Genomic DNA, 14,473 nt, shown 5'->3' with positions numbered 1-14,473 from the left:
TGTATCCCTGCGCCTGCTATCCTTACATCATTATAACAACCGATGATTTTGCAGAAATTTATTGAATAAATGGGCGATAAGAACTACTAGCCAATTAAAACAGGATTAATAGGTGTTTTTGCTGTTCATACCTACTTAGTCTGTTATCATTTCGTCCTGCAAAAACGATAGTTATTTTCTATAAGCACCATTCGTTAGGACGTTAAAATGATCGTCAAGCAAAAGCCAAGCGCCATCAAACTGCTTTTTACCTTGCGTGGCTCCATCCTGCCAAAGGTCTATCCGCAGATTTTGCTCATTAGTTTGATTAGTGCCTTTATCACCAATATTCAGCATGGGTTTCCCAGCTCGTTTTCTTCTTACAGCGTCGCGCCGTTTACCTTACTTGGGATAGCCTTATCGCTGTTTTTAGGTTTTCGTAACAATGCCAGTTATCAGCGCTGGTGGGAAGCTCGTGGGCTATGGGGTCAATTGGTCTATGATACGCGCAGCTTTACCCGTCAAGTGCTGTCTTATATAGATGAAAGCAGCGAAGAGGGGCGAGAAAGTGAGGAGGGGCGAGATAGCCAGCGCCGATTGGTGTATTTAAGCATTGCTTTTACCCATGCCTTACGTCATCGACTGCGTGACAGCTCGCCTTGGCAAGATGTTGGGCGTTTTGTAGAACCTATCTATCATGCCAGTATGCAGCAAGCGCAAAATTTACCAGATTATCTACTGCGTTTGCTAGGTAAGGAGCTTGGCTATTGTCGGCGGCAGCGCTTGACCTCAGAGCATATGATACAAAATATGGATGAGCGCCTAAATTCGATGACGGTGGTTTTGTCCGCTTGTGAGCGTATTCATAGCACGCCATTGCCGTTTGCTTATACGTTACTGGTGCATCGCACGACGTATCTATATTGCTTTATGTTGCCTTTTGGTCTGGTTTCTTCTTTAGGCTGGGTGACGCCCTTGATTTGCGGCGTTATTGCTTATACCTTTTTTGGTTTGGATGCGCTAAGTGAAGAGTTGGAAGAGCCTTTTGGATTGGCGGCCAACCAATTACCGCTGACGGCCTTATCTCGTACTATCGAGATTAATTTGCTAGAAGCTTTGGGCGAAACCGAGTTGCCGCCGAATATCACCGCTAAAAATGGCTATTTACAATAAGTGATTTATAATAGGTAATTTGCAAAAATCGCTCTGTTATAAATAGCGTCTGCGGCAGTAGAATATCGGTTGCCAAAAAATATACTGCATAAAAAAGACCACTCAATTGAGCGGTCTTTTTTATTTTACCTTGTTATCATTACAATTAAATGCTGTTTAAAAAGCTTAGCAGGGTTTGTTGTTGTGTGGCAGGTAATTGCCTAAAGCGTGTCTTGGCGCTTTCTGCTTCACCGTCATGCCAAAGTATCGCTTCTGTCAAACTGCTGGCGCGACCATCATGCAAAAACCGTGCTTCTGGGTCACGCGCCACAATACCAATACCCCACAATGGCGGTGTACGCCACTCATAGCTTTCGGCATTTTTTTCCTTGACGCCGTCATCTAAGCCTCTGCCCATATCATGCAGCAATAAGTCGGTATAAGGATAAATGGTTTGCTGGGCGAGTAGCGGAAAGCGCACACTAGCGCCCGTTTTTTGTTTTGGCGTATGACAGCTTGCACAGCCCACTTGGGTAAACAGCTGCGCGCCTTTATTAAAGGTCGATAAAGTTGATTTGATATTTTAATGATAGGTGTTTTTTATATAGAAGGGTGGTTAATGGTTTTATAGGGTGAATCGTAGAGCAGCATCCAAGGCAGGCGAATAAATATTATTGTTAGATAGGCTTTTATCTATGAAAAAGTAAGGTATATTAAGGAGGAAAGTAACTCATTTATACAGACTTGAATTTTTGAAAATTTGGTTCAATAACAAGCTATTAACATCATAATCAACCGCCCATAATTATGAGGATAATTTGAATAAAATAAGCAAAGAAGCCGCTGCATTTACGGCCTTGCCACTCAACATCCAAAACGCGTTAAAGCAAAATAAACGCATCGTCTTTATCGCCAATAATCCTTCTATCAGTATTGATAAACTTGAGCAGTTATTACGTTCGGATGATGTTTTGGTATTATTTAACCATTTCATCCACGCTGAGTTTTTTGCCAACCATCCGCTAGCCAGTAGCCTGCCTAAATTGTTGTTTTTTCGCCAAATTGGGGATAGTAAACTGCATTTTGGTTTGCCACCGAGGAGCAACAATGTCGCGGTGATGAAGCGCATGGCAAAAGCGGCACCATTAGGTATTTTACTGAGCAATCAGCCTTATCAATTTCCTTTGCCCAGTGATGACCCAAGTCCCGATGATGACCCGATTGATGATGATCGCATACTGACGTTGCCACCAGCAGTGCAAGTGTTGTTGCAAGATGCGGCGCATCATAGCGTGTTATCGGAGCGCCATCCGGTCGTTGACGACTATCCTTACTTTACAGATATTCACTCTTCAGCCCCTTCGTCAGGATTTTTGTTGTATCGCTTGTTGCTAGCGGCGCGCGAGCATGTGCAGCTAGTGCAAAAAGCACCGCTACCGCTACAATTATTAATGATAGGTTTTAATGACAACGATAAAACGGCGCACTTTTGGCAAGGGCATAATTGGGAATTTGAGCGCCATGAAATGAGTTCGCCGCCGCCAGAGGTGGAGATCATACGCCAGTATTAGGGCATGTCCTCAATTCAAGCGCTAGACATCTAAATGGGCTAAAAATGGCCAAACTTCGTCAAATAGCTGGGTAATATCCCGATATTAACGGCGCTATTTTCCTTGTTTGACGGCAATTTATCTCATTTTTATCACCATTTTTTAAATGAGAACACACCCTAAGTATGGATATATCTGTTCGAGCATTTGCTGTTGTAACAAATGCCCTCTAAACGTAGGCGGCATCGGCACAATAAGCCAGCTCTATCTCTTTACTGCTAGGTTGTCGTAACAGCGTAATTGAATTTGATTGCTCGTTCGTCCAATCAATTAAGCCCATTTCAGAGAACTGCTCAAGCCAGCCGCCCATAGGCCAGCATTGCCATTTTTGATAAAAACGATTGGCATTGATGATAATACTTTCTAAATGATTGAGAGGCGGGCGATAGACAGCGTGCTGCTGATGATAAATAAGGTCGGCGGTCAGATAAAAATCGATATCTAACTGACGGGCAGTAAACGCAAAGTCGGTATCTTCTGCGCCATAACCGGTGTACTGCGTATCAAAACCACCTATTTGCTCAAACTGTTCACGTTTAATCGCAAAGCATAAACTCCAAAAAGCGCCGTAGTCATTTGTTTTTTTAATAGCTGTCGGTGCTGACTCAGTAGAAATCGATTGTTTCGCATCGAAGTTATCACGATAAGGATTATAAACAGACAAACGATTCAAGTAATCATTAGTCAGCGCGCCCTTTTGCAACTCTAAGCTTTCCTCGTTTGATAAAGGTCGCGTCAGATAGCGCGGTTGTCCCATAAGTAGGGCGTTTGGATACTGGTTTAACTTTGCGCTTAGTTGTTCAATAAAGCTCGGCGCTACGATGCAATCAACGTCCAGAAATATCAGCGTCTCATGAGTAGCACGCGCGGCGCCAATATTGCGATTATGACCGATATCAAATTCGGTTTTGTCCGATTTTTCTAACGTTTGATGGTCTGCGCTGTCCACTAAATCTACAGTTGTGGGAATCTTGACAATGTTTAAAGCAAAATCAGCCAGATGTTTGGGGTCAGCATCATCATTGACAATAATGACTTCGTCGGGCTTAACGCTGCCATTCGCAAGGCTACTGAGCAGATTATACAGGTGACGATTGCGTCCATAACAAGTCGTAATCACCGTTACCGGCACATGCTCAGAAACCGCATTAGGATTGGTGGTGGGTTTTACGGTCATTGTTTGTCAGCGCCTCTCGTATTAATTTGGCTTTTATGTTTTTACTACGACGTTATTGATAACTATTGCATTTAACGTTCAGGCTTTAATGTAAGCTGCGGCAGCAACCATTGTTCAAACCAAGCTTTAGTCGTTCGATACTCGGCCGTACTCTGCATAAACGCTTGGGCTGTAGGTATAGATTTTTGCTTAAGCGTTGCACTAACAGGCTTTGATAAGGAATGGGTTTGAGTGGATTGGTTAGCCGTTTCTCCACTTAGCTTATGTGTGCCGCTTGCATTTATTAACGCTTTAAATTGCTGCCAACTTAATGCCCGTCCTTGGGCTATCAACGCCTCTGCCATTACCTCTTGCTCTTGGTGTGGGCGGTCGTCAGGTAGGACGACCAGCGCCGTGGCATAATCATAGGCTTGGGCGACGGCATTTAGACCGCAAGCCATCAGTAGATAATTGCTATGTTCGATAAATGGCGTTACATCATTTACGTCGGCTGCGATGTCAACATAATGCCGTTTATCATCGTCGATAGGACCAAGCGATATAATAAAAGCATGTGGTAAAAGCTGCCGCAGCTCGGGCAGTTTTGCATCAATAGCTTGATGTCCGCCGTAGCCTTTAATGACGGTAACGATAGTTGGCGTATTTTTACCCTCTAGCATTGAAGAGAGCGCTTCTTCATCAGTAGTAAGCTGCATTAAGGCTTTTATAAAATCTTGGTAATTTTGCGCATTCCTTTGCTCAGTGTTGATAAAATCAAGATAGAGGGTTTTTTTAGCCAGCCAATCAGGTGTCATCGCAGATTCTAATGTGCGAGGATAAGGGGCAAGTAAAGCAAGCGCACCAGCGAAAGCGTTTAGATGCGGCTCATCATCGCGAATACCAGGCAGTCTGATATAAAGGTAAGGAACACTGGCGGCGCGGCATAGCATTGCGACTTCAACGCTGACATCAACAATCATCAAATCAATGTGCCGCTGATGGATGGTATCCATTATTTTATGGCTGCGCTGCTGAATATCGCTATTACCCACGGGCGAATAATGTAGGCTGGCTGGTTGCCAATATTGTCCTGCGCGCCCAGCGAGTACATCATCTGCACGCTCATCCTCTGCTGGCAGTCGTACAATTTGCGCCTCATCTATAGCCGCAAACGTATAAGTATCAGATGTTACGCTAGTAAATACCGTTAATTGCTGTCTTGCTTCAGCGGGTAATAGGGCAGCAAGCTTATCGATTTGGCGGCAATGCCCTGAGCCGTGATGATGGGCATAATAACCAAGCCGCATTATCCTCGCTCCATCATGTTATTTAAGCAGCTGCTTGAACCGATTATCGGCTCTGCTTTATTGTCTTTGCCCTTTTTATGGTTAAATGAATTCAGTTTTAGATTTGCATCTGTTGGAGTTTCAAGGTCTTTTTTCTGCTGAATTTTCTGCTGCTCGCTTTCTACTACTGCCGCTCTATACAAGGCTAAATAGCCTTCTACCATGGCTGCTACGGAACAAAACTGTAAGGCGCGTTCTCGGCAGGCTTGACGTGAGATGCTTTTAATCTTAGTAAAGCCTTTGATAAAAGCGTCTTTATCTTCCTTAGCGACGATAACGCCAGTATTTGGTGTAACAATCTCAGCGCTAGCACCGACATCAAAGCCAATCACTGGTGTACCGCAGGCTAGGCTCTCAGCCAGTGTCAAACCGTAAGGCTCATCCCATGTGCTGGTAAATAGCATGGCAGTCGCTTGACAAAGGTAGCGATTTACCTCGTCTTTGGTGACATGACCGACATAATTAAACAGTCTTTGCGCGCCATTTTCACCATCCTGAGCCAATAGTGGTGCGACTTGTTCATCAAAATACGCTTCGTTGCTTTTGGGACCAGCAATAATGAGTTTTTTCCCAGCTTCCATACAGTATTGCATGGCCAAATGTGTGCCTTTTTCGGGGCAAATACGTCCAAACCAAAAATAAATTTCATCATTTTCACGGGTAAAATCATCCATAGATTCAATATTGGCGTCAAAGGATTTTACATCAATGCCGTTATAAACCACCGTTGAGGGCACAAACTCTGAAAAAAGCTGCTGTTGGTGTTTGCTGATAGCGGTAAACTGGGTGGTTGTACCGTGGCGCAAGGTCAATAGCGCCAAACGCAATTGCGGGAAAATAGGCGTATGAAAGGTCGTAAAAAACCGCGCGCCAAACGCTTGACCGGTCATCATCGGTATATGATGCAGGCTGTGATTATGCACGATGTCAATCTCACCACGTTCATTGCGTTCAATAATATCGCGTAGGACATCTTGATAGACCAAATACTGATACATCTCCTCGCGGCTCATTCCTAAAGTCTCATGCTCATTCGGATAGACGGTGTTATCAAATTTTTCTCGGGTTAGCATTGGGACGAGGCGAGCCTGCGTTTGACTGTCTTGATGCGCATAAAGTAAAACCTCATGGCCTTGGGAGACAAGCTCATCACATATAAGCTGAGTAATCATCTCAAGCCCGCCAGCAAAGGGTTGAGCAATAGGGTATAAACAATGAGCAATCATCGCAATACGTAAAGGTTTATCAGCTAACAGGGCAGGGCGTTCAGCATCATTATCAATAGAATCTATAAAATTAATAGGATCAGCAGCGGGCATAAGCACCTCAAAGTAAAACGAACGATTATTGTAAATAAGTAAAAAAGGGAGTCTTAATAAAACAAATGCTTAAAACGCTCTAAAACGCTCTAAAACGCTCTAAAACGTTGATTCGCTATCAATAAACTGCTGCAGGCGTTTTTAAGCACTATTAAATTAATACGCTAAATTTTGAATTAATAAGCTGAAAATAAATGCCTAAAGCCAATCATTAAGAATTAATAATTTTTTTATCTTCAAATACCGTATGGATTTCAGGTTGTAATGGCTTTAGACTTTTGGTTTGTTTACGAGGCTGATTAATAGCCAAGGCAACCGCAGGTTTAGATTTAATGCTAATACTAGACGGATTTTTCTTAGGAACCGTAAAGTTATCAAATGCCACTTTTGCTGCGCCAATTTTTAACGTACAAATTATCAAAGCACAGATAAATAATAGCGGAGAATAAAGCGGCGAAAACGGTGCCACTATAACGGCAGTGATGATGTTGAGTAGCAAAATAAGCTTGGGTAACGCCACCACATTTGCACGACGTAATGAGCTTTGAGTACGAATGTATTCTTGCTTTGGCGTGCAGACAAAGGGTTTTTCGCTACCCCATAACACGGGCAACCACGATAGTGCTCCAAGCTCCCAAAAATTTAAATGCATGAACCATGCCCTGACACGCATTTTGATACTAGACTCATGGTTTTGACTGAGCTGTTTATTCAGCGGCGCTTTATCCTGTAAATATGCCCATAATCGCCTTATGATAAAAACGCCATAGCTGGCATAGACTAAGTACAAGGGCGTGAGTAGGGATATATCAGGCGTGGCGTCCGAAAGTTGAGCTTTTAGAAGTGCATAGCCAAGGATAAATAAGGTCGCTATCTGCAAAAAAATAAATAAACCGGTGAAGTTTATCCAAGCGCTTAGCTGAGATAAATGCGCACGCGCATATCCTAAACGTTCACCCATATTTTTTAGGTATTGGCTACTGATAGCGGATGAGTCAAAAGAAATAACTGGGCGGTTTATGTGTTCAACCGTTTGTCGCGTGCTTAATGATTGAGTGTTTACGGTCTCTTGGGGGTTGGTTGGCCATGCTATCGAAAAATAGTTGCTTAACACCTGCATATTGCCATAGATCCAGCGCCGACGTTGACACATCAGATCATTTAACGAGGTAGGTAATAGGCCAGTCGCAATGACTTCTGGTATGAACTGACTGCGAAACCCTCTTTTATGCATCAATACACCCATTTGTGCATCTTCGGTAATCGAGGCACCTGACCAACCGCCTAAGCTCAAAAGATCGGAGCGACGTATCACCGCATAAGTGCCTGTTGATAGTGCACGCTTACGATTAAAGGGACGGTATAAATGATGATTAAAATAATGGTTAAGCTCACTGTGCGTGTCCAATTGCCCAGCACTGCGGTAAAACTGGGGGAACTGTAAAAGCGTATGGTTTGGATATTGCTTAATAGCATTGGCAATCGAGTCTCTAGCGTGGGCCAAGGCTTGGTAATCACTGTCGACCACCACAAGGTGAGAGCAGTCTGGATTCATAAGACCCAACGCCAAATTTAACGCGCCTGCCTTAAAACCTGCTACCGCGTCGATATGATAAAAACGCACATTGAGTGCTGGATCTAGACTGGCGCAGAAAGCTGCCACAGGCTGATACATTGACGTATCTGTATTATTGTTATCAATAATAAGTATCTCATCAGTCGCCTGTTTTACAGCCAGCAAAGATTGTATGGTCGCCATCACCAGCTCTGGTGGTTCAGACCGGGTCATTAACTGAAAACTTAAAGTAGCATTAGGAAGGGCAGGGGCAGCTTTATATGAAAGCCTTTCACGTAAAGAATCGTTTTCCGGATACGGCTTTTTAGGGGAAGCCATAATAGCGTCTAGTATCGTTTTATAAGCCACTCCATTATTGACCATCATGATTTGTCCTTAGTTATTATTATTCACGCTATTAGTTAAATAATGACAAAAACCGTTTTATTCCATTAGAAATAGTAGCGTTATAAAAATATAATTAGACGCTAATGAACGGGTGCATATTTATTATTTGAATAATCATAACTCAGAGCATAGTAAGAACTTGATGGTTAAGTGTTTAAGAATACTTAATAATGTAAGGCTAGGTAAATATTGTAAAAATACAAGCAATTCAAGTGCTTATTTATATATAGGTAGAAAAAATACGGTTTATATGAATAGCGTGAAGACTTTAAAAAAGGCGAGGATTTGAATAGAGTTGATGGAAAAGTGCTCAGAAGTTAAATGCTGAACTTAAAAATGCAAAGAGCGTGTTGAGCATGATGGATATATATCCAAAATGCTCAACACGCTCGTCAAGATGGGCTATTTACTCTGATTACTCATGCCAGCATCAGTCGTTTGCTGAACGATTTGTTCGACTTGCATAAAGTCCGTATGCCGCACATCTTTACCGCTGGTGCAAAAAATAACCAGCTCAGCAATGTTGCGAGCATGATCGCCCACCCGTTCTAGGGCGCGCAATACCCATAGTATATTAATCACCTTAGACACATGCCGGCTGTCCTCCATAATATAGGTCATCAAGGCGCGCGTGGCCGATTGGTACTCTTCATTGACCGCGGTATCGCTTTGCAATACTGAAAATGCCTGCTGCGGATTCATATTTGAGAAGGCGTCAATCGCATCGAGCAGCATCAAGCGTACCTGATTGGATAAATGCTGAACCTCTGAATAACCTCTTGGTGACGCGCCATCTTCAATCAACTGGCAGGCCATACGGGCGATTTTTTCTGCTTCGTCGCCGACACGTTCAAAGTCGACAATGCCTTTGCTCAGCGCCATTACTAAACGCAAATCATTGGCGGCTGGCTGGCGCTTGGCGACTAACAAAATAATTTGCTCATCGATTTTAATCTCTAACTGATTGATCAGATAATCATCTTCAATCACTTTTTTTGCGGTCGCCTCATCTGCGGCTATCAAGGCGCGTGTCGCAACCATGACTTGCTCTGCTGCCATATGACCCATTTGCATAAACAGCTCAATCACGTCATGTAAGTCATTATCAAAACTCTTTGATAAATGCTTTGCCGTTATCGCCATGCTTACCTCCTTAATCGAATCAGTCTTAATCGTATTGGTGTTGCTCATAAAAATATTGCCAAAATGAGTAGCGTGATAAATGACTGCTAGAAATGATAGCTTTAAGCGAACAGCGACTTAGCCATAACGACCGGTAATATAATCTTCAGTCGCTTTTTGTGCTGGGTTGGTGAATATTTGATCTGTTTCACCCATTTCTACCATGTCTCCCAAATACATATAAGCGGTGTAGTCAGAGACGCGCGCGGCCTGCTGCATATTGTGGGTGACGATAGCAATGGTATAGTCGTTTTTTAAATCGGTAATCAAATCTTCAATCGCGCCAGTAGAGATGGGGTCGAGCGCTGACGTTGGCTCATCTAATAGCAAGACTTCAGGCTTCGTTGCTACTCCGCGGGCAATACAAAGTCGCTGCTGTTGACCGCCTGATAGTGACAATCCTGAGGCTTTGAGTTTATCTTTGACTTCCAGCCATAACGCTGCTTTTTTGAGTGCCCACTCGACACGCTCATCCATCTCTGCTTTGCTCAGCTTTTCATAGAGACGGACGCCAAATGCGACGTTGTCATAAATGGACATCGGGAAGGGCGTGGGCTTTTGAAAGACCATACCGACACGCGCACGCAGTAAGTTAACATCCATGTCTTTGGCCAAAATATTTTGGCCATCAAGGGTAATTTGACCTTCAGCATGCATGCTTGGATACAAGTCATACATACGGTTAAAGGTACGTAGCAGCGTTGATTTACCGCAGCCTGAGGGACCAATAAAAGCGGTGACCTTTTTTTCTGGGATATCGATATTGATGTTTTTTAACGCTTGAAAATCACCATAATAAAAGTCCAAATCGCGAATGGTAATCTTGGCAGGCGGCATATTGTCGGGCATGTCCGCCATGGTTTGCTTGATAAGATGGGCGATATCTGGCTGTTTATGCTGACCATGGTTAAACATAGCGTCATCTAGTAAACGGCGTTTGCTGCTGGTATCTGTCATCGGCTTAGTCGCTTTTCTCTCTAATACATCAGTCATAATGGTATCCATCTGTTTTAAAGTTTTGTTAAATGGGGGTGTTTTTTTGCTCTTAACTGTGCGTTTGTTAGCCTTAAATTATCTGCTATAGTCTTTGCCACCGATAAAGCGGGCGGCGATATTTAAGAATAATACTGTCGCAGTAATGAGCAGCGCCGCCGCCCAAGCCAGTGCATGCCAGTTGTCATAAGGGCTCATGGCAAACTGATAAATCGTATTGGGTAAGTTGGCCATCGGTTGGCTCATATCGGTACTAAAGTATTGGTTGTTTAGCGCGGTAAATAGCAAGGGCGCGGTCTCACCGGTAATACGCGCAAAAGCCAGTAGCACACCGGTAGTCAGACCGGCTTTGGCAGCTTTCAGTGTCACAGTACTGACCAGCTTCCATTTTGGTGTGCCGAGTGCGTAAGCAGCTTCGCGCAGGGTATTAGGCACTAGGTTTAGCATATTTTCCGTCGTACGCACGACAATAGGAATCACAATCAGCGCCAATGCCAAAGCACCAGCCCAACCCGAAAAGCTCTGTCCTTTGACCATCAAGGCATAAATAAACAGACCAATCACGATAGATGGGGCCGACAATAAAATATCGTTTAAAAATCGGGTGACTTTACCCAGCATACTGCCATGTGAAAATTCCGCTAAATAAATGCCAGCCATCATGCCTATTGGCGCACCAATCGCCAAGCCCGAAAAAGCCAACATCACTGAGCCAACAATGGCATTACGTAGACCGCCTTCACCCATCGGTGGCGGGGTATCTGCCATAAAGACAGGCATCTCAATTAAACCTTGAAAGCCTTCAACAAACAGCGTAATCAAAATCCAAATCAGCCAAAACAAACCAAATACAATCGCTGATAAGGCAAACCCAAGTCCCAATCTATTGATAAAACGGCGCTTGTTATAAAGACGCTTGTTGTAGCGGTCTTCAAAGCGTACAGAAGGCTGGCTTGGCTGGGTCGTTTGAGTAGTGACTGGTGCTAAAGTCATGAAGTGTTTGTCCTTCTTAGGTCAAATAATGGCTGCAAATGGCATGTTTCAGTTTGTTTAGGCTTGTTTTTATTTGCTTTGTTGGCTATTTAAAATAGGGTGTTTAATTACCTGCTTTTTGGTCAATACGCATGAGCATCAGCTTAGATATTGATAAAACGATAAAGGTAATTACAAACAATATTAAGCCTAAATGTAATAATGACGCTAAGTGCAGCTCACTTGACGCTTCGGCAAACTCGTTGGCCAGCGCTGAGGTAATAGTCACCCCAGAGGTAAATAGGCTTGGGCTGATATTGAAAGCATTACCAATTAAAAAGGTAACGGCCATCGTCTCGCCAAGCGCCCGACCAAGTCCCAAAATCACGCCACCAACCACACCTGCTTTGGTATATGGCAAGATAATTTTGAACATCACCTCCCACGTGGTGGCGCCCATGCCGTATGCCGATTCTTTTAGCAGGTCTGGCACCACAGAGAAAACATCGCGCATAGTAGCGGCGATAAAAGGAATAATCATAATTGCCAGTATTAACGCGGCGGTAAACATTCCCAATCCCATCGGCGCACCGGTAAAAACCTTGCCAATAATAGGTAGGGGGCCAATATTTTCAATAAACCAAGGCTGAATGTGGTCACCAAAAAACGGCGCAAAGACAAACAAGCCCCACATGCCGTAGATGATAGAAGGGATACCTGCCAGCAGCTCGATAGCAATACCCAATGGCTTTTTCAAAAAATTGGGGCAAAGTTCCGTTAAAAAGATAGCAATCCCAAAGCTGACTGGTACGGCAATACAGATAGCGATGAGCGAGGTGACCACCGTTCCGTAAATGGGGGCAAGTGCACCGTATTGATCGTTTACCGTATCCCAGTTATTGCTGGTATAAAACCCCAAGCCAAACTCAGTGATACTTGGCCATGCGCCGACAATCAATGACAGCATGATGCCACCAAGCGACAAGAGCACCAAGATTGCAAATGCTTTGGTGGCATTAACAAAAACCGCGTCAAAGCGTTTTTGTTTTGCCAGTTGGGATTTTAGGTCTGCCATAAAAGCCTCTGTTGTTTATCGCTCTACTTTTCATTATGTTAATGATGAATGGTGTTAACGCTTGCTAGTGTGAAAGCTTGATTGTAAAAAACCTTAGGGGTTTTAGCTTTAGCGTCTTACCGTAATAAACTGTGTCATCTAACAAGCAGCCATTAAGCTCATTACGGCTAAGACGTCACCAAGCAAACACGCTTTTCAGTATTTGCTTGATGGCATTAGTTAGCTTATTCTCGACTGGCTTCTTCTCGAATTAATAAACCTTGAATTAATAAGTTTCGAGCTACTGTGCTGAGGTATAGACAGGCTTACCTTCGCTGTCTACCACCTCGTTCCATTTTGCTTTAAATAAAGCCACAGCCGTATCAGAAAAAGGCACGTAATCGAGGCTCATCGCGTCATCATCGCCCTGAGCATAAGCCCAGTCGAAGAAGTTAAGGACGCCTGCCACTTGCTTAGCATCTTGCGGCTGTTTGTGGACTAAAATAAAGGTCGCAGCAGCGATAGGCCATGCTTGGTCGGTCTCAGAGTTGGTGATGACTTTATAAAAGCCTTCTTGCTTTGACCAATCAATGTCCCCAGCGGCGGCGAATGTTTCCGCAGACGGTTGCACGACGTTGCCGGCCGCATTTTTCAGGGCAACGTGTGACATGCCATTTTGCTTAGCATAGGCATATTCAACGTAGCCGATAGAGTTTTTCATACGCGTCACATAGCTTGAAACGCCTTCGTTACCTTTACCGCCCGCACCGGTTGCCGAGGTTGGCCATTTCACGGTTTTATCGACGCCAACGCTGTCTTTCCAGTCGTTTGACACTTTGGCTAAATAATCGGTAAAGTTAAAAGTCGTACCCGAACCGTCTGAGCGGAACACTGTGGTAATGGCGGCGTCAGGAAGGGTTAAATCAGGGTTCATGGCTGCGATGGCAGGGTCATTCCATTTGCTGATTTTGCCAAGATAGATGTCAGCGAGCATTTTCCCATCGAGCTTTAATTGACCAGGTGCAACGCCATCGATATTGACGATAGGTACCACGCCGCCGATAACGGTCGGGAATTGAATCAGACCGGCTTCGTTTAATTCAGCTGGCGTCATTGGGGCATCAGATGCCCCGAAATCAACGGTTTTTGCGACGATTTGTTTGATACCACCCGATGAACCAATCGACTGATAGTTCACTTGACCGCCTGTTGCTTTATTGTAGGCATCTGACCATTTAGCATAGATAGGCTGCGGGAAAGAAGCGCCCGCGCCGGTGATGTTCATCGACACATCGTCTGTCGACTGAACGCTTGCGCTGTCGGTAGAGGCGGTGGTTGATTGCGCCGAAGTAGCCGGCTTATTGCTTTCATTACTATTGGGGGTTTGATTACAAGCAGCTAAGGTAAAGGTACTCGCGACTGCTAAAGCCATTAATGAATAACGCATTATTTCTCCTAAAAAGTAATCAGATTTAAGTATGGGGCGTTTATGAATAACAATGTCGCTGCCCAGGTTTTTAGTAATGTATTGCTAACGATGTTTGGTTAGCAAGGTTTTGCTACAAAGACGCTCGGTGGTCAATGAGCACATTGTGCCGAGCAAATATGACAGTTTGATGAAATAAGACATTTTTATGAAAAAAGTTGGTCAATTAAAAACGCAGCCTAATAAAGCAGTCGTTTAAGCGCATTGCAGCTGCTATCTAGCGCAAAATTCGTTATGATGAGCCGTTGGTTCTTTTTGCGG

Annotated in this window: 12 protein-coding genes; 2 read left to right on the top strand and 10 right to left on the bottom strand. The window is 43.9% G+C overall.

Annotated elements, in window-relative coordinates; all coding sequences use genetic code 11:
• The first annotated feature begins 207 nt into the window (after window positions 1-207).
• On the top strand, window positions 208-1,152 hold the full coding sequence (locus JMX50_RS03795) for a bestrophin family protein (protein ID WP_201628495.1): 945 nt from the start codon (window positions 208-210) through the stop codon (window positions 1,150-1,152).
• 145 nt (window positions 1,153-1,297) lie between these two features.
• On the opposite strand, the gene JMX50_RS03790 is transcribed toward JMX50_RS03795, so the two are convergent.
• A complete protein-coding gene (locus JMX50_RS03790; protein ID WP_265088580.1) occupies window positions 1,298-1,711 on the bottom strand; it encodes a di-heme oxidoredictase family protein in 414 nt (137 codons plus the stop codon).
• A 238-nt stretch (window positions 1,712-1,949) separates the two neighbouring features.
• Between JMX50_RS03790 and JMX50_RS03785 the strand changes: the two genes are divergently transcribed.
• A complete protein-coding gene (locus JMX50_RS03785) occupies window positions 1,950-2,702 on the top strand; it encodes a hypothetical protein (protein WP_201628493.1) in 753 nt (250 codons plus the stop codon).
• A 208-nt stretch (window positions 2,703-2,910) separates the two neighbouring features.
• Here JMX50_RS03785 and JMX50_RS03780 read toward each other — a convergent pair whose 3' ends face one another.
• The 9 genes from JMX50_RS03780 to pstS all read right to left on the bottom strand — a co-directional run bounded on the left by JMX50_RS03780 (window position 2,911) and on the right by pstS (window position 14,173).
• The gene (locus JMX50_RS03780; protein ID WP_201628492.1) at window positions 2,911-3,918 is read right to left on the bottom strand and encodes a glycosyltransferase family 2 protein; all 1,008 of its coding nucleotides are present in this window, start codon (window positions 3,916-3,918) and stop codon (window positions 2,911-2,913) included.
• A 71-nt stretch (window positions 3,919-3,989) separates the two neighbouring features.
• Complete coding sequence (locus JMX50_RS03775) at window positions 3,990-5,204, bottom strand: hypothetical protein (protein ID WP_201628491.1); 1,215 nt, start codon at window positions 5,202-5,204, stop codon at window positions 3,990-3,992.
• Window positions 5,204-6,562 (bottom strand): glycosyltransferase, encoded by a 1,359-nt coding sequence (locus JMX50_RS03770; protein ID WP_201628490.1) that lies wholly within the window; start codon window positions 6,560-6,562, stop codon window positions 5,204-5,206. Before JMX50_RS03770 ends, JMX50_RS03775 begins: the two co-directional genes overlap by 1 nt.
• Before the next feature lie 211 nt (window positions 6,563-6,773).
• Window positions 6,774-8,504, bottom strand: a complete 1,731-nt coding sequence (locus JMX50_RS03765; RefSeq protein ID WP_201628489.1) for a glycosyltransferase family 2 protein — start codon at window positions 8,502-8,504, stop codon at window positions 6,774-6,776.
• A gap of 423 nt (window positions 8,505-8,927) precedes the next feature.
• A complete protein-coding gene (gene phoU, locus JMX50_RS03760; protein ID WP_201628694.1) occupies window positions 8,928-9,668 on the bottom strand; it encodes a phosphate signaling complex protein PhoU in 741 nt (246 codons plus the stop codon).
• Between the two features lie 117 nt (window positions 9,669-9,785).
• Window positions 9,786-10,712 carry a phosphate ABC transporter ATP-binding protein PstB gene (gene pstB / locus JMX50_RS03755; protein ID WP_413786811.1) on the bottom strand — a complete coding sequence of 309 codons (927 nt, stop codon included), beginning with the start codon at window positions 10,710-10,712 and terminating at the stop codon, window positions 9,786-9,788.
• 66 nt (window positions 10,713-10,778) lie between these two features.
• Window positions 10,779-11,693: a phosphate ABC transporter permease PstA gene (gene pstA, locus JMX50_RS03750; protein WP_201565612.1), complete on the bottom strand. Its 915-nt coding sequence runs from the start codon at window positions 11,691-11,693 to the stop codon at window positions 10,779-10,781.
• Between the two features lie 103 nt (window positions 11,694-11,796).
• Window positions 11,797-12,747: a phosphate ABC transporter permease subunit PstC gene (gene pstC, locus JMX50_RS03745; RefSeq protein ID WP_201628488.1), complete on the bottom strand. Its 951-nt coding sequence runs from the start codon at window positions 12,745-12,747 to the stop codon at window positions 11,797-11,799.
• A gap of 280 nt (window positions 12,748-13,027) precedes the next feature.
• Window positions 13,028-14,173: a phosphate ABC transporter substrate-binding protein PstS gene (gene pstS / locus JMX50_RS03740; protein ID WP_201628487.1), complete on the bottom strand. Its 1,146-nt coding sequence runs from the start codon at window positions 14,171-14,173 to the stop codon at window positions 13,028-13,030.
• Window positions 14,174-14,473: the final 300 nt, after the last annotated feature.

Origin of the sequence: Psychrobacter maritimus, from assembly GCF_904846345.1 — a bacterium.
Classification (GTDB): Bacteria; Pseudomonadota; Gammaproteobacteria; order Pseudomonadales; family Moraxellaceae; genus Psychrobacter; species Psychrobacter maritimus.
This window is presented reverse-complemented; position numbering and strand designations above follow the sequence as displayed.